Genomic DNA, 23485 nt, shown 5'->3' on the forward strand with positions numbered 1-23485 from the left:
CTCATAGCGCCGCGCGCAGCGCTTCGCGGATCAATGTTTCGCTGCTGGCATCCGGACGAGCAATTTTGCTCACCATCCGGCTGGCTTCCTGCGGTTTATAACCCAGCGCCACCAGTGCAGCAACCGCTTCCTGCTCTGCATCCTCGGTTGCCGGGCTGGCGGGTGAGGCTAATACCAGATCCGCCGCCGGGGTAAACAGATCGCCGTGTAGCCCTTTAAAGCGGTCTTTCATTTCCACAATAAGACGCTCAGCGGTTTTTTTACCAATACCCGGAAGTTTGACCAGCGCTGCCGGGTCTTCACGCTCTACCGCATTGACAAATTGCTGCGCCGACATGCCGGAAAGAATGGCCAGCGCCAGTTTTGGCCCGACACCATTAGTTTTAATCAGCTCTTTGAACAGCGTCCGTTCCTGTTTGTTATTAAAGCCATACAGCAACTGAGCGTCCTCACGCACGACAAAATGCGTGAACACAATGGCTTCCTGCCCGGCGTCCGGCAACTCGTAGAAGCAGGTCATCGGCATATGCACTTCATAGCCGACACCGCCGGTCTCCAGCAGCACTATCGGGGGTTGTTTTTCAAGAATAATGCCTCTGAGTCTGCCTATCACATGACGCTCCTGCGTTAAATGGCTCATGATACAAAGAGGTATCATAAAAAAAGGCTGGATAGATATCCAGCCGAAAAGCAGTATTTGACGAATTTCATCTCTTAACTCGCGCTAAATCGGTTAGTGCCTGCGGGAAGCGGGTTCTGGCATCAGTTCAGCGGCCCGATTTTTCTGCGCCCTTTCCGGCTTCGAACGGTGTAGTTGATACAGTCTACCAGGGCTTTATTATGTCCGGAACCAATTGGTACGGATGTCTTGTGGTTACTATGGAGTCGATAATGGCCGCGTTCAATAAATTCCATTGCTTCCTGCTGGCTTCTGGTCTCAAATAACAGATGATGTGAGTTGTTATAAATACGGTATAACTCCCCCGCCCCACAGGAGAAAGAAGTACGCCGTTGTTTAAAACGGTACAATAGCATCGTCAACCCAATAAATATCAGGATACCCCACAGGGTAATCAGTGCCGGCAGACGGCTTGCATTAAAGAAAATATTTTTACAAGGTTTGCCGATATCTGGATGTTGCGAAACGATATTAACGCACACTTGCGCAGCAGGTTCCTCCCGCTCATCTTCGGCGTGGTAGATGTAATCTTTGTTTTGCGCACGCCAGGTGACGTCATAGTCGTAGAGCGCGGAACAGTCTTCTCTTCCCCTGAAATGATTGCAGGTATCTGTTATGCGTCGCTCAAGGCTGCTGGTGTAATCCACATTAGAGACAACCCCGGTCGTTATCTGTGCATCGCGATAGTACTGGTATTCTGTGAATACGGTATAGCCGGTAAACAAGAGTAATAAAACCAAAAGTGTTTTTATCAGAACTTTGACGCTCATGCTGACCATGCCGCTCCACGGTGATGCCTAAGAAATCCAGTTTTACATCATTACCCGAATATCTCAACAATGATAGTAAAGATATATTGATATTATAACTGGACGGGTGTAATAGCCAGCGTGCACTGCCAGTCAGGACGTTTTCCTCTTTGATGACACAACATGTATGTCACTTCAGTATTCATCCCTCTAAAATTCGCGACCGGAACGTCAGCATGATAAATGATAAAAATATTGATATGCCTCTCACCATGAATAAATTCCTGCCGCTCATCTTTTAGATCGCGGCGTTTTTCGACATACTACTAATAACCGTAATTGCTATCATTACCGCTTATTTTATCTGCAACAACAGCAATATTGTCCTGACAGAACCGCTGCCCGGGCCATCGCTGCCGTCTTATACCCGAGATTGTAAAATAAGCATGGCAATGATACCCAACTCTAATAGCATATAGCCGAATTAGCTTTTATTACATCGATAAAAAGTAGAGCATACTGAATTTATAGAAAGATTAATTACATAAAAAAACCTGTACTCCATTCAAAATCAGGATATTGCAACTTTTGCTTTAACCTTTATTAAAATAATTTTTATATGTATTCACATCAAGAATAAAAAACACCTTAATGATAACACTGATCATTAAATGCAAAAAAAGCGCTCTTTGCTAAAGTCAAAATCCTGCGCGCATGTTAATAATGTCCCTGTACTACGCCTAACCAAATAACGGCGTTATCTCTGAACAAAGGAATGATGAGAATGCTTTGCACCTATCCGGAAAAATTTGAAACTGGCGATATTGTTTTCACACGCATTGGCAATACGTTATTTGCTCAAATATCAACCGCCTCACGCTGCTGGAGCAATCATGTTGGCCTTATTATCGGGCATAACGGTGAAGATTATCTGGTGGCGGAAAGTCGGGTTCCGCTCTCAACGATTACCACGCTTTCTCGCTTTATTCACCGCTCTGCCGGGCAACGTTATGCAGTACGCCGGTTACAGGGCGGGCTTACAGAGGCGCAAAAGGCGCTAATCGTGGAGCAGGTGCCGTCCCGCCTGCACAAGCTTTATCATACTGGTTTTAAATACGAATCATCACGTCAGTTTTGCTCAAAGTTCGTGTTTGATATCTATAAAGAAGCCCTGTGTACCCCTGTTGGTGATGTTGAAACCTTTGGGCAACTTTTACGCAGCAATCCTGAAGCAAAACTGGCGTTCTGGAAGTTCTGGTTCCTGGGGTCAATTCCCTGGGATCGTAAAACCGTGACGCCCGCCAGCCTGTGGCACCATCCGAATCTGGATCTTATCTACAGCAGTCATGCTACAGAGGCGATTATGCAATAGTTGCCAGGGAGTTAAGCCGTGTCCCGGAAAGCTATTCAAAACTGTATTTATTATTTCAGTTAATAGTGGGGAAATTATGAAAAAGATAACGACCATCATCTCGCTGGTTGCTTCGGCCCTTCTTTTTACAGGATGTCAGCAGAGTGAGGCAAAAAGCCCCAACGCAGGTGTTGCTAAAAGCGATGAACATTCTGCGTACCTGGATTGTTATGGTCATCCGATCAAAAAAGTGGTTATTTATAGTGACAGTATCTCAACCCGAAACCATGGTAATGGCGGGTACGAAGCCAAACTCAAAGCCGCTTTAAATCTGGAGACCGTTTATAATTACGCCATTGGCTCCAGTGGATTATCCACAACGACACCAAACTCTATGGTCGGGCTAATTAAACAATACGATAAAATTCCAGCCGATGCCGATTTAATCATTATCTGGCACGGTACTAATGACTGGTACTGGGGAAGTGAACTTGGCCATGAAGGTGATACCGCGGTAAACACCTTCTGGGGAGGCATTGGCTATGTGATAACACAGTTACGTAAAAAACTGCCTGACGCACGAATTGTTTGGGGAACCCCGATATATCGCTGGCAGGCACCTAATCTGACACCACATACCGGTGAAGCCTATGCGTTACCGAACGCTCTGGGTTATACATTACAGGATTATAATACTGTGCTGGAAAAGGCCAGTCAGCGCTACGGGTTTAATCTCATTGAATTAGGAAAGTTAACGAATATTCATAAAGAAAATGAAGACCGTTATCTGGAAGATCATGTTCATCCTGATGCTAAAGGCTATGACATTATTAGTCATGTGTTTGCCAGCGAGATTAAAAAAGTCTGTGGTCTGTAACATTAGAATATGTGGGTGACGCTCAAGATGCAATAATAACACCGTCAGCCAGAAACGATGCTGGCTGCGGTGAGTTTTACCACCGGGGAAATGCTCACAGGCACAATTCTAGCGTAACCTTCCTCGCGCCAGATTCAACCGCGACTCGCTCATTTGCATGGCATTCTGGCTGACGTGACAGTGAGTAATGGCAATTGCCAGCGCATCCGCCGCATCCGCCTGCGGATTAGCAGGAAGCTTCAGCAGGGTACGCACCATGTGCTGTACCTGGCTTTTCTCCGCACTACCAATGCCAACCACCGTCTGTTTAACCTGACGCGCCGCATATTCAAATACCGGTAGATCCTGATTGACCGCCGCGACGATAGCCACACCGCGCGCCTGCCCCAGCTTAAGCGCGGAATCAGCATTTTTCGCCATAAACACCTGCTCAATGGCGAAAAAATCAGGCTGGAACTGAGTGATGATTTCCGACACACCTGCGTAGATCAACTTCAGGCGTGACGGTAAATCGTCAACTTTCGTGCGAATACATCCACTGCCCAGGTAAGACAGTTGTCTGCCAACCTGGCGGATCACACCGTAGCCGGTGATACGCGAGCCGGGGTCAATACCGAGAATAATCGACACGCTATGCCCCCTGCCCGCAGGCGTTTAACAGCGCCATTACAGGGTCGCCGCAACCTCATCAGAGATGTCGCCGTTGTGGTAGACTTCCTGCACGTCGTCACAGTCTTCCAGCATGTCGATCAGGCGCAGCAGTTTCGGCGCGGTTTCAGCATCCATGTCAGCTTTGGTTGACGGGATCATGGAGACTTCTGCTTCGTCCGCTTTGAAACCTGCTGCTTCCAGCGCATCACGTATGGCACCCATCTCTTCCCAGGCGGTATAGACGTCGATAGCGCCATCGTCGAAGGTCACAACGTCTTCCGCACCGGCTTCAAGCGCCGCTTCCATAAGCGCATCTTCATCACCAGAGGCAAAAGAGATCACCCCTTTTTTGCTGAACAGATACGCCACCGAACCATCCGTGCCCAGGTTACCGCCGGTTTTGCTGAAGGCATGACGCACTTCGGCAACAGTACGGTTACGGTTATCGGACAGGCATTCTATCATCACCGCCGTGCCGCCAGGACCGTAACCTTCATAAATGATGGTTTCCATGTTCGCGCCTTCGTCACCACCGACACCGCGTGCGATCGCACGGTTTAAGGTGTCACGCGTCATGTTATTGGACAGTGCTTTATCAATGGCCGCACGCAGACGCGGGTTAGAACCCGCATCACCACCGCCCAGACGCGCTGCCGTTACCAGCTCACGAATGATTTTGGTGAAAATTTTACCGCGCTTGGAATCCTGTGCCGCCTTGCGGTGTTTGGTGTTGGCCCATTTACTATGACCTGCCATAAATATTTCCTCAAAAAGCACGCCCTTTCAGGCAATGTTAATTACAAATTCTTCAATCGCCTGCCGGTTACTCCACGATTTAGTTAACGCGGCCGCAGCAGGTGCATCAAGCCAGCGGTAGGTCAGATGTTCAGTAAAAACAATCGGCCGCTCATGTGGCAGCGCAAGACAGAACCAGGATTCCGTATTGCGCTCAATACCCGGCGCATAGCGATGACGTAAATGACTAAAAATTTCGAACTCCACCGTGCGCTGGCAATCAATTAGGGTCAGTTGCTCAGCAGCAACATCAATGGTGACCTCTTCATGGACTTCACGCGCGGCGGCTTGCGACGCGGTTTCACCCTCTTCCAGGCTGCCGGTAACCGACTGCCAGAAATCGGGGTCGTCGCGTCGCTGCAACATCAGCACCCGTTTCGTGTCCTGCGCATAAATTACCACCAGGATGGAAACGGGACGCTTATAGCGCATATTACTTGTTCTCCAGTGACTCTTTTTTGATCACTTCGATACCCAGCTCCGTTAAAGCAGCCTGGTTGGCGAAGCTTGGGGCTTCGGTCATCAGGCAAGCGGCGGCGGTGGTTTTCGGGAAAGCGATTACGTCACGGATGTTGTCGGTGCCGGTCAGCAGCATGGTCAGACGATCCAGACCAAAGGCCAGGCCCGCGTGCGGCGGGGTACCGTATTTCAGCGCATCCAGCAGGAAGCCAAATTTTTCGCGCTGTTCCTGCTCGTTAATGCCAAGAATACCGAACACGGTTTGCTGCATATCGCCACGGTGGATACGCACAGAGCCACCGCCCACTTCATAGCCGTTGATGACCATATCGTAAGCGTTCGCGACCGCGTCTTCTGGTGCCGCTTTCAGTTCATCAGCGGTCATGTCTTTCGGCGAGGTGAACGGGTGATGCATCGCGGTCAGGCCACCTTCGCCGTCGTCTTCAAACATCGGGAAGTCGATAACCCACAGCGGTGCCCATTTGCTTTCGTCCGTCAGGTTCAGATCTTTACCCAGCTTGAGGCGCAGCGCCCCCAGCGCGTCGGCAACTACTTTTTTATGGTCCGCGCCGAAGAAAATCATGTCGCCATCCTGCGCGCCGGTACGTTCCAGAATCGCTTCAACGATGTCTGCATTCAGGAACTTGGCAACCGGGCTGTTGATGCCTTCCAGTCCTTTCGCACGCTCGGTGACTTTAATATACGCCAGGCCTTTCGCGCCATAGATTTTGATGAAGTTACCGTAGTCGTCAATCTGTTTACGGCTGAGCGTCGCCCCGCCCGGCACGCGCAGCGCAGCAACGCGGCCTTTGGCATCGTTAGCCGGACCGGCGAAAACTGCGAATTCGACGTTTTTCAGCAGGTCAGCAACATCCACCAGCTCCATCGGGTTACGCAGATCGGGTTTATCGGAACCGTAACGACGCTCGGCTTCGGCAAAAGTCATGACAGGGAAATCGCCGAGGTCTACCCCTTTGACGTCCTGCCACAAGCCACGTACCAGCGCTTCCATCACTTCACGCACCTGCGGCGCAGTCATAAAGGAGGTTTCGACGTCGATCTGGGTGAACTCCGGCTGACGGTCAGCGCGCAGGTCTTCATCTCGGAAGCACTTCACAATCTGATAATAGCGATCAAAACCTGACATCATCAGCAGCTGTTTGAACAACTGGGGCGACTGCGGCAGCGCGTAAAACTTCCCTTTGTGCACGCGGGAAGGCACGAGATAGTCGCGCGCCCCTTCCGGCGTGGCTTTGGTCAGCATCGGCGTTTCGATGTCGAGGAAGCCGTGGTCATCCATAAAGCGACGCACAAAGCTGGTGATTTTGGCGCGCGTTTTCAGGCGCTGAGCCATTTCCGGGCGACGTAAATCCAGATAGCGGTACTTCAGACGCGCTTCTTCGGTATTGACGTGATTGGAGTCGAGCGGCAGTGATTCAGAGCGGTTGATGATAGTCAGGTCGGTGGCAAACACTTCCACTTCACCGGTCGCCATCTCTTTATTGGTGTTTTTCTCGTCACGCGCACGCACGGTGCCCGTGATTTGGATGCAGAACTCATTACGCAGTTCAGAGGCCAGCTTAAATGCCTCGTCACGATCGGGATCGAAGAAAACCTGAACGATGCCTTCACGGTCGCGCATATCAATGAAGATAAGGCTGCCGAGATCACGACGACGGTTGACCCAACCACACAGAGTCACCTGCTGCCCCACGTGGGACAGTCGTAGCTGTCCGCAATATTCTGTACGCATGAGATATCCCTTAACTTAGCCGCAGGCTGGTTGTCGCCTGCCGTGCAGGCAATACGGTCGCAGCTTGAGCTGAATGTCACAACTGGATGAAAAAAGGGGGCTATTATACTGGAATTTCTGCCTCGCGATAAGCCCGATACGCACAGGAAGCACGTTTGCTGCGCGGTTATTGCGTATTCTCACAAAAATTAACAAAATTTGTTGCGCTGGCATCGTAGGATTAACGACTTACATCACACATAACGGGGAAGAAGATGCTTGAATTAAACGCGAAAAAAACGGCGCTGGTGGTGATTGATTTGCAGGAAGGCATTCTGCCCTTCGCCGGTGGCCCCTATGCGGCTGACCAGGTGGTTGACCGCGCCGCACAGCTGGCGGCGAAATGCCGCGAGCAGGGTTCCCCGGTGGTGCTGGTGCGCGTCGGCTGGTCCGCTGATTTTGCCGAGGCCCTGAAGCAGCCGGTAGATGCGCAAACCGGCGGCGGCACTCTGCCGGACAACTGGTGGCAGTATCCCGCGGCGCTGGGCAAACAGAATGGTGATATTGAAGTCACTAAACGCCAGTGGGGCGCGTTTTATGGCACCGATCTTGAACTGCAACTGCGCCGTCGCGGAATTGAGACTATTATACTTTGTGGTATCTCCACCAAAATCGGTGTGGAATCCACTGCCCGTAATGCCTGGGAACTGGGCTTTACTCTGGTCGTGGTTGAGGATGCCTGTAGTGCCGCCAGTGCTGAACAGCATCAGGGCAGCATGACGCATATTTTCCCGCGCATTGGACGAGTGCGCAGCACGGAGGACGTTCTTAACGCGCTATGATTTACATTGGTCTGCCGCAGTGGTCGCACCCGAAATGGGGGCGGCTGGGCATTAACAGCCTTGAGGATTACGCCCGCCACTTTAACTGCGTGACGATGGAATTTTAAAAATCGACAAATATCGTCCAGGAGCCCCGTTTTTAGCGGTTGGACATCTCGGTAATTATGTCTGGTTAGTGAAATTCAGTGAATATCGCTAACCTTTCATGCCCCATATATGCCCCACGCATGCCCCACTACATAACTGGGCAATCATCCTCTCTGGTGCGATGGATGAAAAACGTCACGACGCCGATGACGTTAACTTCGTCTAACGCCTCACCTTCTATCGCATCTCCATCATCGGTAATGAACGCCTGGCCCAGCAGCTTTGCGAACTGCGAATGACCATGAAACTGGATCAGCACCGTACTGCGCTGCTGGCAGCGTAACGCCCGATTAATAACAGCATAACCAGATGATGTCTCAATCACCAGGCTGTTATTGTCAATCTGGCAATATGCCTCCGCCGACATGCGGCGCTCGACGTAATCCTGAGCCGGTGAGGGAAATCCCATTAGTGAATCCTCCCCATGTTGCGCAAAATCCAATACCGGTTCTCGCTAAGATCTGGGGTTTTATCAACGAAATCAGGCTGGTAACGTTCAATCCATTTATTCGCCTCCGCTTGCGTAAAATGCCAGTTTCTGGCACGCAACTCACGGATAAAATCATCTGATCGCAACCACAGGTACCCTTTCGGGTTTTTCATAACGGCAGCACTGAACGCAATGTCAATCTCATATCTACGAGGCATTATTATTCTCCTCTTTATAATTACTGTGTATACATACAGTAGTTTTAAGAAAGACGAAGATCAACATGGCAGCGGCTATTAATTCGCAGTGCAGAATCAGGCTCCGGCATCAACAAAAAACCACAAAAGCACAGATCAACCTTGTGATTCAGGGAAAGAAAGTTACTCTTAGCGTTACTGCCAGGCTTTCGAGAAGTGTCGTTAGTACATCAGATGTCTGTACAGACATCCTGACAGTCCTTAAGTGAAGCCACAGTCAGATGTCTGTCTGCCCAAACTTTCCTTCCTGAGTTCATCGTAGTTTAAAAATTTAAGTGGATGTTATGTATAGCGAAGACAAAAAACTCACCGACCTTATCCTTGGCGAAGCCGTAGTGAAAATACTGGATGCAGACGCGCCGGTTAGTTTTGACACTCTTCTGACTGAGCTTGAATCAATGCTGATGGCTGAAAGAATTGCTGAAAGAAAAAAAGCAATCCTTTCGGCCATTAATTTTATAAAGGCTAACCTAAAAAAATCTGACACCTCAACACCGGGCAAGATGAATAGCGGCAGGGAGATTGTGTTTTTTTCAAGGTATATACCCATGGATATACCAAGTGAATAAGTAACTTTTCAGACTGGAATTTTCGTAACTTCCGATGCGCCAGGAATGGCGGTTATTTTTTTGGCAAGAAAATAATGAAGTTAAAGTAAATCATCGACAGATTTATTGCTGAGAAACCAGTTGAGCTTTTAAATCGTTAACGGTGTTTTGCAGGTCGGTGATCTGGTCTTTCATTGCCTGCATAGCCATTGTCATTTTTGCCATCATGGCGATCGGTTCAAGTGTGTAGGCTTTTAACGGGTCTGGTTCGTCCCCTTCCTCCAGTCCCTGACCCGAAACACACTCCGGGCTGACGGCTTTCAGGTCGTTGGCGATAAAGCCCAGCATCTCAGGCGACTCGGGAATAACGTCACCCCTGGCCCGCATTTTAAATGTCGCCGTGGCCCAGCGCATCACCTCATCCAGCGCCACCAGCCTGTCATCCAGCGGGGTATACTCGATGTCTTTCTTCAGCCCACGGTCTGACGTTGACGTGGTGTTCAGGGACCCTACCGCCGTATTGTCAACGTAGAGGACCATACGCGACCCATCCCATCCGTAGCAGTACAGGTTATTCCCGCTGGCGCTGCCGAGTCCCATGTGCGACTTGAAACCCCTGACAGCATCCAGTGTTTGCGGCAGGTACAGACCGCCTCCATTCCATGAACACACATCAACATTACCGCCAACGGTAATAATAAACGTATTGTCATCCCCGGCTTTTAGAATCACCTTATCTTTTTTCAGATGCATCCCGCCAGGCATTACAACCTTGCCCGAAAATTCCGGATCACTGGTAAAGGCCAGCTTTTGCCATCCCGTCCATGAAGTGATGCCACTTGCGTTGGCGATACCTGTTCGCAAGTAGGTTTCATTGCTGTTATAAACGAAATATACCTGCGTACATCCTGCCGCCCCGTTAGCGTTGTTTTGCGTTACGAGTAACGATCCAGCCTGGTTTACGGGATAGTCACGCGCCGTCGTAGCGTTAGCATTAGAATTCTGGTTCCACCACCCTTCATTTCTTCCGTCTACTTCATTAAGACGACGGGTTCCTAAATTACCATTTTGCTTAAATGTGCCTATAGTTGCGGCCATCATTTTTGCCCACGTAGCCGCCGCGAACGTCGAGCCGTCCGCTCTTGCTATCGTGACGTCACCATTACCGTTAAAAAGTTTATCCAGATTCTGAATGTCGAGCTGCGCCTGACTGAATATTTTCGTCATCGCGGCGGCCAAATCGTCGGAAATTGTTGCCATGTTTATTCCTCAAAAAAAGGGAGGCAAGGCCTCCCGTTGAATGGTTTTATTTAACTGAAATGTTTATCAGTTTTTTACTACCAGAAAGGTGTAATTCTGAGGGAAGCCAGACGGCCCCACTCCACCGCTGGCACGATAGGTCACTTCATAGTAAACACCCGCGTTAAGGAGCCAGCTTCCTTCAGCAACGTCAAAAACGGTCTGGTTTGAGTTGCTGGCGGAGATATGCTTATCAAAAATATTGGCGGTCCCTCCGTCACCCGCAAAAAGTTGCAGGGTCATATGTGCCTGGCCATACAGGTAAGTAACCGTACTGTTTTCAATCCTGGTGGCGGTGGCCGCCATCATGGGTGCGCTTATCGCAACGATCCTGCGTGGATAAGGCGCGGCTTCGATTTTAGCGGTTCCGTTTATGCCTATAGTGAACGACTTAACGACATCCCCTTCCAGCTTCTCCGCATAAACAGTCCCTTTAAACCAGCCGTCATTGGCTTCAATGCGGCCCTGAACAGTGCAGGTCTCTTTGATGAGGATATTATTCATCTCGCCGGCATTCGCATAAACTGTACCGCGAATGGTAACGTTGTTCAGTTCAGCATTGCCGGTTTTTGGCAGGTTCCATCCCTGCTGACCCGGAACAAAATTAGTGGACCTCAGCGTGTCACTGATTTTGCCGAAATCAATGCTTAAATCCTGAATCATTGCCGCACGAAGGTATGCGGTCGCGCCGCTCACCGCGAACGCCAGCACACGGCCGCCAGCTGCATTCGGGTTATAAATCCCGAACGTGTCAGCATCAATCAGAAACTGAGAAGCTCCATTGCCGTCAATACCCAGCTGAATGCCTGCAATATAAGAGCGCCCCTGCGCATCCACCTGAACTTTAACGCCCCACTGCGCCGACAGTTTGCCGGACACATCGGCCAGCGCGGAGGACGTCACCTGGATTGCGGCAGCATTATCTCCGACACTGGCCTGCAACGTACTCATCTGCTGCGCCAGTGCGCCCGTCTCGCTGGCGATGGTCACATTCACCTCGTTGATAGAGGCAGTGATTTTCGTGTCATTGTTGACGATTTCTGCGCGCTGCTCGTAAAATCCTCTGAACTGCGCCAGCCCGGCCTGGGCGAGGGATTCAAACGTCTGGTTCAGCCCCGATTCCGCGCCCTCCACACGCGTTTTCAGCTCACTGACAGACTTGGTATTGGCGGTAATATCCTTGCCCTGCTGCGTTACTTTCGTGACAGTTTCATTCAGCGCCTTCGCTTCAGCCTTATCGCCCAGGCTGGTCTTCAGCCCCTGGATACTTTCAGCCTGTGCCGTCAGCGTATCGCCATGTTCCTCAACGGCGGTATTTAGCTGAGTGATGGCTGTTGCCGTATTTGTACTGAATTCCTTAAGCTCTGACTTAAGCTGTGTCGTCGCCGTGGCGTTGGCAACCGTATCCTGCCGGGTGGTGGTCGGTGGAACGGCCAGCGGGTCATTCAGTCCGATAGGTTTGATGGTGATATCGTTCTGAGTAAAATCAGTGGTCCTGATAACCGGATCAGGCAGAGATTTCGGGAGAATAAAATTGTAGTTGGCCCCACCCCGGAGATAGACATACTCCTGAGAGCTGCGGCTCATCTGATTTATTCCGACCGCAGGAGACTTCGCGGCAAACGTGTACTGGAATTCCTCAATATTCCGGTCAATGTTGTTTGCTCCCCACCCACTCCCGATCGTCGTCCACTCCAGCGTCAGCCCAAAGTTTTTATTTGTGTGGGTACTCCAGACGGGTTTGGTCCAGTCGCTGGTAGAGTTGAACGGACGAACAACACGGATGCGTTGTCTGATCTGGGCCTGGTTAGCCAGCGCCAGCGTTACGGGATAATACGTATCCGGATCAAGTGTCGACAGGTCCACCCTGACCGTTTTTGTTTCAACGGCATCGAGACGTTCACCCTGACCTTTGATCGTCGTTTCCAGCTTGCTGACCGCAGTGGCATCAGCTTTATTTTTAAGGCTGTTATTCAGCCCGGTGACTGCCTCCTGCTGGCTTTCAATGTCACCCTCGGTATCAGTGACACGCTGGCTCAGTTCACTTAACGCCTTTTGACTTGCTTTCCCTCCCACATCCGTTTTCAGCTGAGTGATGGCGTCAGCCTGAGTGCTGATATCTTTACCCTGCTGCGTAACCTGCGCATCAAGCGCGGTCGTGGCGGAGGCGTTAGCGTTGGCAATAGCCGATGCGCCGGCACCCAGACCAACCATCGTCCCGTTGATGAACTCAATGGCCGCGAAAACACGAGCATCAGGTCCATTGGCGGATGGACTTACCAGCTCTTGCCCATTACCCTTACCAACTCCTTTACAGCCCAGCAGGATGTACGCGCTTCGGACTGCCATTGTTCCCATGGCTTCACGACTACCCCCCAGGCTTTCAATAGCATCAAAGATTAGAGATTTGTACCCGTTAGGCTCGTCCCATGTTGTGACGGCTACATACGTCCCATTGGGTAATGCAGCTACAGCATCATTAAAAGATGATGCCGCTGACGATCCAGAGTAAACATCAAAGTTAGTAGATGTAAAAGTTGTAGAGCCATCCGCATTGGTTCTGAAAACTGACAGCATGTATGACCGCGCCGGTGTAGCCAGCTTAGTCCCATCTTCCTTAAAAATACCCGCGGCCCCGATGCCACCAGTGCCCCCGCTGCCGACAGACACAGCACGGAAGACAGTACGGCGACCAATGCTTGCCTGAACCTGCGTCAGCGCGGTGCCCTGCGCATCCACTGTATCGCCAATGGCCTTCACTTTGCCGTCCAGCGTGGATACAGCGCCAGCGTCGGCTTTCGTCTCAATGGCTTTGGCGTCAGTAATGTCCATCACACGGACAAGGTCAACGTCCATTGTCCCGGCAGACAGAGCGCCAGTAATGGCGAGTTGCACAACGATGTCAGAAGTACCGCCGAGTTTGTAATCAAAGCTTTTTTCAGTCCAGACCGTCGGTGGCGTCTCTCCGTTGGCCAGAAAGCTGACGCTGCTGATCAGGGCGTCTGACGCGTTATTCCTGATAGCAAGCTTGGTGTTATCTCCTGCCAGGGCGACAGCGTCCGACGAGCATTTAACGACAGCGGAGATCCGATAAGTTCGTCCCTTTAACAGAAGAATGTTTTTCTGGTTCAGACGCGAAGGACGTGATTTAGCCGTAAACCGAAGTACCTTGCTTCCGCTGTATGCACCACCGTTAACGATCGACTGGTCATCCGCGTTAGTCCGGCCTTCCCAGTACTCCAAATCAGACTCAAACGAGCCGTTGGTCAACAGGTTGTCACCGTCAATATTGGCGTATTTGAGCGCAACATTGATGTTGGTGATCGTCTGCCCCTGCGCCGTTTGGGCATCGGTAAGGACGCCGAGGCGCTGCTGAACTGCCGCCTTGTTGTCGTTGAAGTTAACCTCAAGCGCTTCGACATCCTGCGCGATCGCTTTTTCAGCACTGATACGCACCTGACGTTCGTTGTAAATCAGGCCGCTGGTCAGTTTCGACGGATCTGTGCCGTCGGCACCGCCACGCAGCTGCGCCGCCAGGGTGCTGCGTGCCGTGGCTTCGGCAGAGTCTGCCGCGATACGCGCTGTCGCTTCATCTTCAAGCGCCGCGGTGCTCGCGCCCGGTGCCGGACGGCCCACTGCTATCCAGTCAATCAGGAAATAATCGCTGGCGGTCTGTGTTGCACCAATATCCAGGCGGATCTGTGCCACGTTCGCCAGCGTATTCCATTTAATATCGCTGAAATCGATGGTGGCCACGCCGCTGGCATCAAAAACAGGCTCAGGCAGCGTCACCATATTCGTGTCATTAAAGGCTGCCGTATCACGCCAGCGCAACTGGCCCCGCCAGGCAGGTTTGCCCACCTTTCTGATACGCAGCTTAACGAAGCGATAAGACGCCGCATCTACTGCCAGCGATGCCGGAGAAACAACGTAAGGGTTATTAGCGTGGTTCGCAGGGCGCAGGCAGTTATCGACCACAGTCGGCGTGCTGTTGCCGGTCCAGCCCTCAACGCTCGCAGAGTTAAAATGCCAGATTTTGAGGGAATCGAACTGCGTGCCGCTGCCCGCCGCCACCTGTGCGATCGACTGCGCCAGCGAGTCCGTTTTGTTCTGAATAATCAGGTTAGTTTCGGTAATTGCCGCTTCGCGCGTCAGTTGCTCGTTAAGCAATCCATTCGCTGCGTCAGCTGCGACCTTCTGATCCTGCTGCGCGCGGGTGGTTGCCTCAGCCGCGATTGCTGCGGTACGGTCAGTGGCTTCTTTAGTCAGTGCCTGCGTGCGGGCCGTAGTTTCCTTAGAAATTGCAGCAGCGCGATCGCTGGCCTCTTTGGTGAGAGCAGCTGCACGGTCAGTAACTTCTTTAACGATCGCGGTCTGGTTGTCCTGAATCGACTTATCCAGTTCTTTGTACGTGTCAGTGTCGCGTATCGCCTCGTCCATGTTGTCGATGTAGTCAGCGACATTATCAGCTGGCATGCCGCTGACCCAGCCGGTCCAGGCGCTCTGGTTACCGGTTTTGTCCACCAGCCGTGCGCGGTACCAGAACGTGACGCCGAATTTAAGGCCAAGCTGCTGGTACGATTTCTGAGGGTAAGGCACATCGGCCAGCAACAGCGGATTTGCGCCGGTAGACGCCGCGCTGTACTGAATTTCGGTTTTGAGGGTATCCCCGGTACCGGCCGGAAAATCCCAGTTCAGCACCACACCAAACACGATGCCCTGTGTACGCAGCCCTTCCGGTTTCGGCGGAGCGCCGGTTTTACCCGTCAGGACGGTTTCCGGGCTGACGGCCCAGACTGACGACACATCGCTGGCGTTCACTGCCCGCACCCGCACCAGATAGCGGCCTGAATAAATGGCTGGCACTTCAAAGCCCAGCGAGGAGGTACGTGGTACGCTGACCCAGTTTCCTGAATCCTTGCGCCATTCGGCTTCATAAGCCACCGCCCCGGTTACCGCTTCCCAGGAGGCGCGCAGGGTGGTAATGGCAATGCCCTGGCTGACGCTGGAATAGCTGTCGACCGTCACATTCACCGGCGGACCCTGAACGCCTGGCGGAATGACACTGATCGGGCGCTCATCCAGACGGGTGCCGTGATCGATGGCAGGATAAGTGTCAGGATTGTAGGTGGTGCCGGTGATGGCATACGTACCGTCATTGTTATCGCTGACGCCCGTCACGCGGAACAGGGCAATAAACAGATCGTCGGCTTCAACCGCCCAGTTGGTTTCCGCTTCCGGCGTCTCACTCCAGCCGGTGGTCACGGTCACGGTTTTACCGTTCACCGCCTGAACCGTGCGCGCCTGCGCCGGACCGGACGGCAGGTTCACGAACAGCCGATCGCCTGGTTTGATGTCAGCGATGCGATCGAGGGTAATATTCCGCCCGTTCACTGCGCTGACGCGCCCGCCGATGATCTGCCCGGCCAGTTCGTTCGCTGCGATGCCAATAACCTCACCCACCGGGGGCACGTCCAGCCCGGTGGCAAAGGACGCAACTTCCCCGGCCCCGTTCGTCAGCAGCACCCAGCGCCCGCGGCGGTTCGCCTCGGACTGGCGATCACAGCCAATCGCCGTCATTTCCATCTGGCGGAAGTCATACCGCATCGCCAGATCGTTGTCGTACACCACTTCCGGCGTGTCTTTGTAATGGTTTTTCGGATCGGACCAGTTGACCATGGCCGAGGTATAGCGGGTGGTTTCGCTCGGATCGGAGAAGGTAAATTTACCGTCGACCACACTGGCATGGTTATAAACGTGCCAGATGTCGCGCGCCATGTCCGCCAGCACATACAGGCGGTTGTCCCCCCAGTAGGTCATCCCACGGAAAATACCGGCCAGGTCGCGCAACACCGTCCAGGCTTCAGCACGATCCTGAATATATACATTGCAACGGAAGCGCGGCTCCATGCCTGTGCCGCCCTTGCCGTCGGGCACCAGCTGATCGCAGTACTGGGCAATGCGGTACAGTTCCCAGCGGTCGACCTGATCGGCGGTGATGCGCTGGCCGAGACCAAAGCGCTCGTTCAGGATCAGATCGTAAAAAATCCATGCCGGGTTATCGGTCCATGCCCATTTAAACGCCCCGGTCCAGGTGCCACTGTAATTGCGGGTTTCCGGATCGTAGGTATCCGGCACACGAATAATGCGCCCCTTCGGGCAGCACACCACCTGCGGAATACCGTTCGGAAACTGTTTTGCATCAAACTCGATATACAGCAGCGCGGTATGCGGGTAACGTAGCTTCGCATCAATGATTTCAGTGATGGCCTGAACCTTCATCGTGTCCACGATGTTCACGGACGTGGCATCAGGCGTGACGCGGCGGATGCGTAACTGCCAGCCGGTCGTGGCTTTGGGCAGGTTAATGCGGTGGCTGCGCTCATAAAGCGTGGTGGACTTGTCGTCCACAATGCCATTCAGCACGGTCTGGTACGCGCCGCCATCAACAGACAGATCGATGGCGTATTCAACGCGGGTACCAACCTTATCGCCGTTGTCTTTCTGCCAGAGCAGGGTTTCCCAGCCGACGCGCACGCGCACAGCAGACAGTTGGGTGTTGGAGATGGCGCGCACATAAGGCACATTCTGCTTCAGTACCTGAGAGACCTGGAGTTCGTTTTCAATGCCCGGAAAACCCTGGATATAGGTCTGATCCTGCGTGCCGGGACGAAACTCCCACACGACACCGGGAAAGTTTTCTGAACCGTCGGCATTCAGCAGCGGCGTGTAAGCGGTACCGTCACCGAGAAAAATTGTTTTTCCGTCAAGCCCGCCCGCAAACTCCCCTTCGCCCAGCGCGATAAGCATTTTTGCGCGGGCGATGGACTGAATGCTGTCCGGAGATTCAACCGGCGTATGCCCCTGCTTACTGCCACCCTTTGCACCAATAATCGTTGCCATATCGCATCCATAAAAAAAGCCGCCATAAGGCGGCCGTGGTAACTGAAAGATTCTGTTGCTGGTCTACTGCTGGTCTTCGGCGTAAATGCCGGCTGAAATAATCGCGCCGCCGATATCGCGCTGACCGTAGAGAAGCGGAACCGGATTTCCGGCAGCCGTGGTGTTTATCGGACCACCGAAGGCATATGAAGGTTTGTTGTCAGGATCCTGCCTTGTGCGCATTCCGGCCACCTGTGGAGAAAGCATCTGCACAACTCCACCGACAGCCATCGATCCCGCCGCCGCATAAATTGCCGCTTGTGTTCCGGCAGCCCATCCCACCGGGTTCCACCACGTAAAAGCAGCGATAGCCACCGCTGCAACGATCTGAAAAACGCCCGCACGCTTGCTGCCGCGTATAACCGGGATGATCCGTAGCTCGCTCCCGGCGCTGACCATTTCAAACTCGTCCTGTCCGATATTCCGGCGGTCGCGGAAGATGACAAAGTCAAGGCCCTTTGCCCGCGCCTCCCGCAGCCAGGCATCAAAGCCATCAAGAGTGGCCGACAGCGCGCGAAAAACCTCTTTCGAGGTATCAAGTACGCGGTAATGCGTGCGACCAAAACGCTGTGCCATTGAGCCGCTGAGTTTAATCACCGTTGTTTTCATTACATCAGCTCCTTATGCCGCACGATCTTGATGGTTCGATCGAGGTAATAGCCGCCGTAAGGCACCCGCTGACTCAGCTGGCCGTACATGTGGTGCAGCAGCATGTTGCCTTCCAGCAGGACCCCGGCATGGTTCGGTACCGGTGACTGGACCTGCATGATCACCACATCGCCGGGCTGCGGCGGGCCATCGAACTCGCGAAAGCCGCAATCGTGCCAGTTATCCATATAGAGGTTTTCGCCCTGTTCCCACCAGTGGCGCTCCACACTGTAGTTGGGCAGTGTGATGCCGTGCTCAGTGCGAAAATAATCCATCAGCAGCGACCAGCAGTCGGCGTGCCCCAGCACGAACTGGCGGCCCGTAAGCGGGCGTTCGCCGCGCGGCATAACCGTTCGGATATCGCCTTCCGGCCATGAAACAATGACCCAGGGTATTTCCGTGGCGTCGCACATCAGCATATCCAGCTCGCTCGGCTGGGTGGTGGCGCCGTCGCCGGGGTGGCTGTGTACCACCGCCACCACGGTACCCTGATCCTCTGCACTGGCATAATCCTCCGGGGCGATCTCAAACTGTTCATCAGGCGATGCAGCCCGGTTTTCACAGGGAATGTACTTCTCGACGCGGCCCTTCTGAATGACCAGCCCGCAGCATTCGTCCGGGAAAACCGCCTCAGCATGCGCCAGGATGGCGCTGATCGTTTTATCTTTCATTATCAGCTCCTGAGCAGGGATGCGCCGGGGAAGCCGCCAAAGTCCAGCGGTTCGTTCTCGCCAAAGCGCGGTTTACAGCCCGTGGACAGCAGGCCGGAACAGACGTCCTGTGCCGGATCGTCCACCGGTTTACCATCCTTATCAAACCAGCCGTTCTGCCCGGCATAGGCGCAGCCGTTCCCGGTTTTGTACCACCCCCGCATGCACCAGGTGCAGAGCGGCTGGATCTGGCGCGTCGGGATTTGCTGGCCGCGAAGGTCGGCCGGACTCGAGAGTTCGAACTCCACGGTTTCATCGTCACCGCCGGATTTGCGATCCACATAAAACACCTGCTTACGCTCTTCCAGCGGATTGGCATCCGCGTTACCTTCAGGGAAATTACGCGCATCGAGGTAATGCACAAAGGTGTCGTGAATAATCACCTTCGCCCGCGCCATACCCTGAAAACGGCGGCACAGCGCACCGATCGTGCCGTTGATGTTGGCAACGGTCAGCTTTGGCCGGGCGCTCTGCCCGTCGCTGCTGACGGAAATCCCTTCCAGCTCAAACGGCCAGGCCCCGTATTCCTCGCCCTGCCACCAGACGGACTTTGCTTCCAGCGTTGACTCATCGCCGCCGGATGCCGCCAGCTCAGCTTCTGTGTGCGGGATGTTCTCCTTATGAAAGCGCAGGATGCCCGCGCCGAAGGCGGAGCCGTCCACTTCAATCAGCCGGATGCGGCTGCCCGGCTCCAGTTTCTGAACGTCAGATGAAATACTCATGGGTGATATGCCTGTATGAAGGTACTGCTGAGGGTATGAATGTTATTGCCGTGGGACGAAAGCTGGAGGGTTTCTGCGCGGTACAGCCCCTCCGGCTCGAGCGGGGGTTTCCAGCGGAAAGATTTCCACCCGCCGTGCCGCTCAATGAATGCCTTTATTGCCAGGATATAGTCTTCATCACCGGTAAAGCTCACGCTCCACTGCGGCAACTTAGGATTAATGCCGTCCCCGGCCACCTGCGCGTAAGCGTCCCCGAACTGCGCCTTTCGCGTGCGCAGGGTGATATCGACCTGTGACGTGATACGCGGACACCATTCAAATGTTTCTGTCGCCACGCTTACACTCCTTTAATAGCCCGCCACAGCGGCGTACCCGGCCGGCTGACCTCTTCATTTACCGTGCGCAGGATGGCATCCGTCAGCTGACGGCCGGCTGCGCTGGCCGCGCCCTGACTGACCGGCTGCTGTGACTGTGAATTGATGTTGATATCGCCGATGATGATGGAAGGCGCGGCGCGTTCGGTCTGAATACCGCCCATCGCCCGCACACCCAGGGAGCCATCGGCCGCGCGCGTGAGCGGCATAATGGCTTCCGGCCCGGCCTCGCCAAACACCCCCGCGCCTTTGGCAAACGCAAAATACTGCGGCGTGCTGTACACCCCGTTGGTGTAGGCGCTGAGCGAGGGCGAGTCATAAACATCGCCTTTGGCGTTAAATTTAAAATTAGCCGCAGCGCTCTGAATAGCAGTACCGCCACTGCCTGCCGCAGAGGATGCGCCGAAGCTGAACAGCGACCCGATAGAGCTGGCGGCATTCGCCATCGCCATGTTCACCAGCACGTTCTGGACAATCTTCAGCACGCTGACGCCCCAGTCTTTCCAGCCCGACACATTGCCGTTGAGCATATCGGTCACACTGGAAACGGCACCATCCATCGCCTGCCTCATGCCATCGGCCGCCAGAGCGGAATAGTTCGTCGCTTCATCTGCCCAGTTGGCATAACCTTCGCTCAGTCCGCTGAACCAGTCGTTACGCTGTGCATCTGAGGCGCTGTAAAAGCCCTGCTGGTCTCGCAGACGTTCATCAAGGTAACGTCGGTTAAGCGCAAGTTCATGTTGATAGGTCCCTTCTTCAATGTCGCCCGCCTGCCGCTGTCGGAGCAAATCGGTATTCTTCTGCTCAAATTCCTTACGGATATTGAACTGCTCCTGCATACGTTCACGGAACCGGGTTCCCTGCCCGTAGCCAGTAAGCTGGGCTTCATTCGCTGCGCGCGCGCTGGCGTTGCTATCGGCCAGTTGCGCTTCGTAGTTGCGGAGTTGCTCGCGTAATTTAACCTGATCGATAAGCGCGGCATTGCGCATCAGATCGGCTTTTTGCGCCTGATTCAGCGTTGCCAGCTCACCCTGACTGACCTGGTATTTCACTTTTGCCAGTTCGGTATTCTGGCCGGACAGCGCGATCTGCTCTTTTTGCTGCTTGATGAGTCGCTTATATATATCTTCGGTTTTCTCAGCTTCAGATTTTTGGCCTTTTTTCTTGGGCTTATTGGCCTCGTTATTTCTCCATTCATTAAGACCATTGTTGATGATCTCTTGTCGCCATGTCTGGAACTGAGGTTCATTTTTAAGACCAAGATCATCAGCAGCATATCCAAGCCTCGCCCTTTCTTTTTCCTCTCCTTTTAATTTGGATAAAGCTAAATCTCGACGGCTTTTTTCAAGGGCATCGTTTTGCTTTTGATCGAGGTCCGCTTGAGGGAGGCGCATCGGTGCATTAACTAAACCCTGACGGGCCATTAATAAATTATTACCTAACCCAAGCAGGCGATTAAATTCAGTATGCTCCCCGTTCATTAATAAAAGAGATTGGTAAGCAGCATTTTGTTCAGCCGCCTGTTGGCGAATTAATGCCACTCGCTGATGCTCAATACCTTCAAGAACATCCTGAATAGATTGGGATTTAGCCTGCATTTGCCATAAGCGTTCCTGCTCTACGGCTAAAGCTTGAGTTGCATTTGACAGGTCGAGAGTTGCATCATCAAGGCTTTTAAGGTGGTTGATCATATATCCACCCACTGTTGGCCCTGGATTAGCCAACATATATTGATATCCGGAAATTTCTTCCTTTAACCCCCTGACTTTTTTTGCTTGTTCATCTACCAGTCGATTTTGCTCATCCAGAGCCTTACGCGTTTGAGATTCATTATCGGATGCCTCAGTGAGACTCATCGACTTAGTTTTTTCGCGTATATCATCCAGCGTATTAGCATAGTCGAGCGCTGACTTTCTAACCTGCTCTTGATTTTTGTACCACGTATACCAGGCCCCGGCACCCAAGAGAATTAGACCAGGAAATCCCCCGACTAAACTTAGCGCGCCTCCCATCATGCGAGAACCAATCGACGTCACATTATTTAAAGAGGTTTGGGCTGAACTTCTCGCAGCAATATTTCTTGTTAATGATTGTTGAGCTGCGCTCAATCTTTTCTCTGCGGCCGCCTGAGCATCCGTTCCTCTGGCTGCAACTAAAGCTTGTTGAGCTCTGTATACTGCTGCCCTGGCTCTGGCTGTGGAGATCTGGGTACCTCTAACCTGAGCGTCTGCGAGTGCAATTTCCCTTTTGGCGGCGCCAATGAGACCTGTACTGGCTGAAATTGCCCCAGAAGCCATACCACCTAAATATCTTGCGAGACCAATTGAAACCAAAACACCTGCGGCAGTGGCAACGCTGTCAATATTTTTTGAAACGTCATCCATTACACCAGAAATTGTAGCTGTCGCGCCGCTCGCTTTATTAGCACCACCTACCCATTCCATAAAGGCATTTTGAATACGTGTTGAGGCTGCGCTGACGCTGTTTGGCATGGAGTCAAATTCAGATCTTAATTTGTTAAGCTGACTGATAAGGGCTGGGACTATTTTATCTGTCGTTAACTGCCCAGCGTCAGCCATGCCTTTCAGGTCTTTTTGGGCAACGCCCATACCATCAGCCAGCGCTTTCATAATTCGCTGCCCGGACTGCGCCACAGAGTTAAAATCCTGCCCGCGCAATACGCCACGTCCTAATGCTTGTGACAGCTGAACAATAAGAGAAGATGTCTCTTCGGCGGACGCGCCTGACACCTGAAGCCCGTTAGCCAGGGCATCAGTCAGCTTAAGTATATCCTGCGTGCCAAATCCCCATTCACGTAATGATGTAGAGGCACGACTGAAAAGTGCAGCGTTATCAGCAAAAGCTGAGCCAGTACGCTGGCTAATATCCATTAAACCTTTTTGTGCCGCCGCGAAATCGGTAGCATCACCGGTGGCGAGTTTTACCCTTGCTGATAAAGAATTGTATGAATCCGCCAATCGAATAAGATTTGCCGTGGCGAATGCACCAGCAAATGCGCCAGTTAAACCTAATGCAGCAGTCCGAGTGGTATTTAATTGTGCCGTTACAGAAGCTAAAGCCCGCTGTGTTTCTCGCTGCGCTGAAGCCGCTTGCCTCCCGCCATTCTGCATAGTGCGATGATAGTCCTGCCCCATACGAGAAGCACGAGAAATTTCTGACTGGAAAGATTGAGAGTTAGCAGAAATTTTAATTATTAGTTCGCGCAGCGTAGCCATAACAAGCTCCAGAAACAAAAAAACCGCCGAAGCGGTT

General features: G+C 52.7%; 19 protein-coding genes and 1 pseudogene. 5 read left to right on the plus strand and 15 right to left on the minus strand.

Translation table 11 applies throughout. The features are described from left to right. Position 1: 1 nt before the first annotated feature. Both ruvA and CHU32_RS13565 read right to left on the minus strand, forming a co-directional pair. The gene (gene ruvA / locus CHU32_RS13560) at positions 2-613 is read right to left on the minus strand and encodes a Holliday junction branch migration protein RuvA (protein ID WP_103676052.1); all 612 of its coding nucleotides are present in this window, start codon (positions 611-613) and stop codon (positions 2-4) included. Positions 614-762: 149 nt separating this feature from the next. Further along, a complete protein-coding gene (locus tag CHU32_RS13565; protein ID WP_103676053.1) occupies positions 763-1458 on the minus strand; it encodes a hypothetical protein in 696 nt (231 codons plus the stop codon). A gap of 754 nt (positions 1459-2212) precedes the next feature. Between CHU32_RS13565 and CHU32_RS13570 the strand changes: the two genes are divergently transcribed. Continuing rightward, the gene (locus CHU32_RS13570; protein ID WP_103676054.1) at positions 2213-2800 is read left to right on the plus strand and encodes a YebB family permuted papain-like enzyme; all 588 of its coding nucleotides are present in this window, start codon (positions 2213-2215) and stop codon (positions 2798-2800) included. Positions 2801-2876: 76 nt separating this feature from the next. Continuing rightward, entirely contained in the window at positions 2877-3656 is a 780-nt protein-coding gene (locus tag CHU32_RS13575; RefSeq protein WP_218113729.1) for an SGNH/GDSL hydrolase family protein, read from the plus strand. Positions 3657-3764: 108 nt separating this feature from the next. On the opposite strand, the gene ruvC is transcribed toward CHU32_RS13575, so the two are convergent. The 4 genes from ruvC to aspS are packed head-to-tail and all read right to left on the minus strand — an operon-like array spanning position 3765 to position 7314. After that, positions 3765-4286, minus strand: a complete 522-nt coding sequence (gene ruvC, locus CHU32_RS13580; RefSeq protein ID WP_103676055.1) for a crossover junction endodeoxyribonuclease RuvC — start codon at positions 4284-4286, stop codon at positions 3765-3767. Positions 4287-4322: 36 nt separating this feature from the next. Then, positions 4323-5063, minus strand: coding sequence for a YebC/PmpR family DNA-binding transcriptional regulator (locus CHU32_RS13585; RefSeq protein WP_103676056.1), 741 nt, complete (start codon positions 5061-5063; stop codon positions 4323-4325). A 27-nt stretch (positions 5064-5090) separates the two neighbouring features. Further along, positions 5091-5534, minus strand: a complete 444-nt coding sequence (nudB, locus tag CHU32_RS13590; RefSeq protein ID WP_103676057.1) for a dihydroneopterin triphosphate diphosphatase — start codon at positions 5532-5534, stop codon at positions 5091-5093. 1 nt (position 5535) lies between these two features. Beyond that, a complete protein-coding gene (aspS, locus tag CHU32_RS13595) occupies positions 5536-7314 on the minus strand; it encodes an aspartate--tRNA ligase (RefSeq protein WP_103676058.1) in 1779 nt (592 codons plus the stop codon). Between the two features lie 254 nt (positions 7315-7568). Between aspS and CHU32_RS13605 the strand changes: the two genes are divergently transcribed. Continuing rightward, on the plus strand, positions 7569-8135 hold the full coding sequence (locus CHU32_RS13605) for a hydrolase (protein WP_103676060.1): 567 nt from the start codon (positions 7569-7571) through the stop codon (positions 8133-8135). Beyond that, a pseudogene (locus CHU32_RS28595) lies at positions 8132-8227 on the plus strand (hypothetical protein); the annotation flags it as partial. The gene CHU32_RS13605 and the pseudogene CHU32_RS28595, both read left to right, overlap by 4 nt. A 143-nt stretch (positions 8228-8370) precedes the next feature. Here the strand turns inward: CHU32_RS28595 and CHU32_RS13610 are convergent. Further along, positions 8371-8691 carry a hypothetical protein gene (locus tag CHU32_RS13610; protein WP_103676061.1) on the minus strand — a complete coding sequence of 107 codons (321 nt, stop codon included), beginning with the start codon at positions 8689-8691 and terminating at the stop codon, positions 8371-8373. After that, complete coding sequence (locus tag CHU32_RS13615) at positions 8691-8930, minus strand: hypothetical protein (RefSeq protein WP_103676062.1); 240 nt, start codon at positions 8928-8930, stop codon at positions 8691-8693. The genes CHU32_RS13610 and CHU32_RS13615 overlap by 1 nt, the downstream gene beginning before the upstream one ends. Positions 8931-9253: 323 nt before the next feature. Between CHU32_RS13615 and CHU32_RS13620 the strand changes: the two genes are divergently transcribed. After that, positions 9254-9538 carry a hypothetical protein gene (locus CHU32_RS13620; protein ID WP_103676063.1) on the plus strand — a complete coding sequence of 95 codons (285 nt, stop codon included), beginning with the start codon at positions 9254-9256 and terminating at the stop codon, positions 9536-9538. Positions 9539-9640: 102 nt separating this feature from the next. Here CHU32_RS13620 and CHU32_RS13625 read toward each other — a convergent pair whose 3' ends face one another. From CHU32_RS13625 to CHU32_RS13655, 7 genes are all read right to left on the minus strand, one after another. Beyond that, complete coding sequence (locus tag CHU32_RS13625; protein WP_103676064.1) at positions 9641-10777, minus strand: pyocin knob domain-containing S74 family peptidase; 1137 nt, start codon at positions 10775-10777, stop codon at positions 9641-9643. Positions 10778-10843: 66 nt separating this feature from the next. Then, positions 10844-17719, minus strand: a complete 6876-nt coding sequence (gene gpJ, locus CHU32_RS13630; protein WP_103676065.1) for a TipJ family phage tail tip protein — start codon at positions 17717-17719, stop codon at positions 10844-10846. A gap of 63 nt (positions 17720-17782) precedes the next feature. Beyond that, entirely contained in the window at positions 17783-18367 is a 585-nt protein-coding gene (locus CHU32_RS13635) for a tail assembly protein (RefSeq protein ID WP_103676066.1), read from the minus strand. Next, the gene (locus CHU32_RS13640) at positions 18367-19077 is read right to left on the minus strand and encodes a C40 family peptidase (protein WP_103676067.1); all 711 of its coding nucleotides are present in this window, start codon (positions 19075-19077) and stop codon (positions 18367-18369) included. The genes CHU32_RS13635 and CHU32_RS13640 overlap by 1 nt, the downstream gene beginning before the upstream one ends. A 2-nt stretch (positions 19078-19079) precedes the next feature. Then, complete coding sequence (locus CHU32_RS13645; RefSeq protein WP_103676068.1) at positions 19080-19838, minus strand: phage minor tail protein L; 759 nt, start codon at positions 19836-19838, stop codon at positions 19080-19082. Then, the gene (locus tag CHU32_RS13650) at positions 19835-20173 is read right to left on the minus strand and encodes a phage tail protein (protein ID WP_103676069.1); all 339 of its coding nucleotides are present in this window, start codon (positions 20171-20173) and stop codon (positions 19835-19837) included. Before CHU32_RS13650 ends, CHU32_RS13645 begins: the two co-directional genes overlap by 4 nt. Positions 20174-20175: 2 nt before the next feature. Next, a complete protein-coding gene (locus tag CHU32_RS13655; RefSeq protein WP_103676188.1) occupies positions 20176-23448 on the minus strand; it encodes a phage tail tape measure protein in 3273 nt (1090 codons plus the stop codon). Positions 23449-23485: the final 37 nt, after the last annotated feature.

The organism is Superficieibacter electus, from assembly GCF_002915575.1.
GTDB classification, from domain to species: Bacteria; Pseudomonadota; Gammaproteobacteria; order Enterobacterales; family Enterobacteriaceae; genus Superficieibacter; species Superficieibacter electus.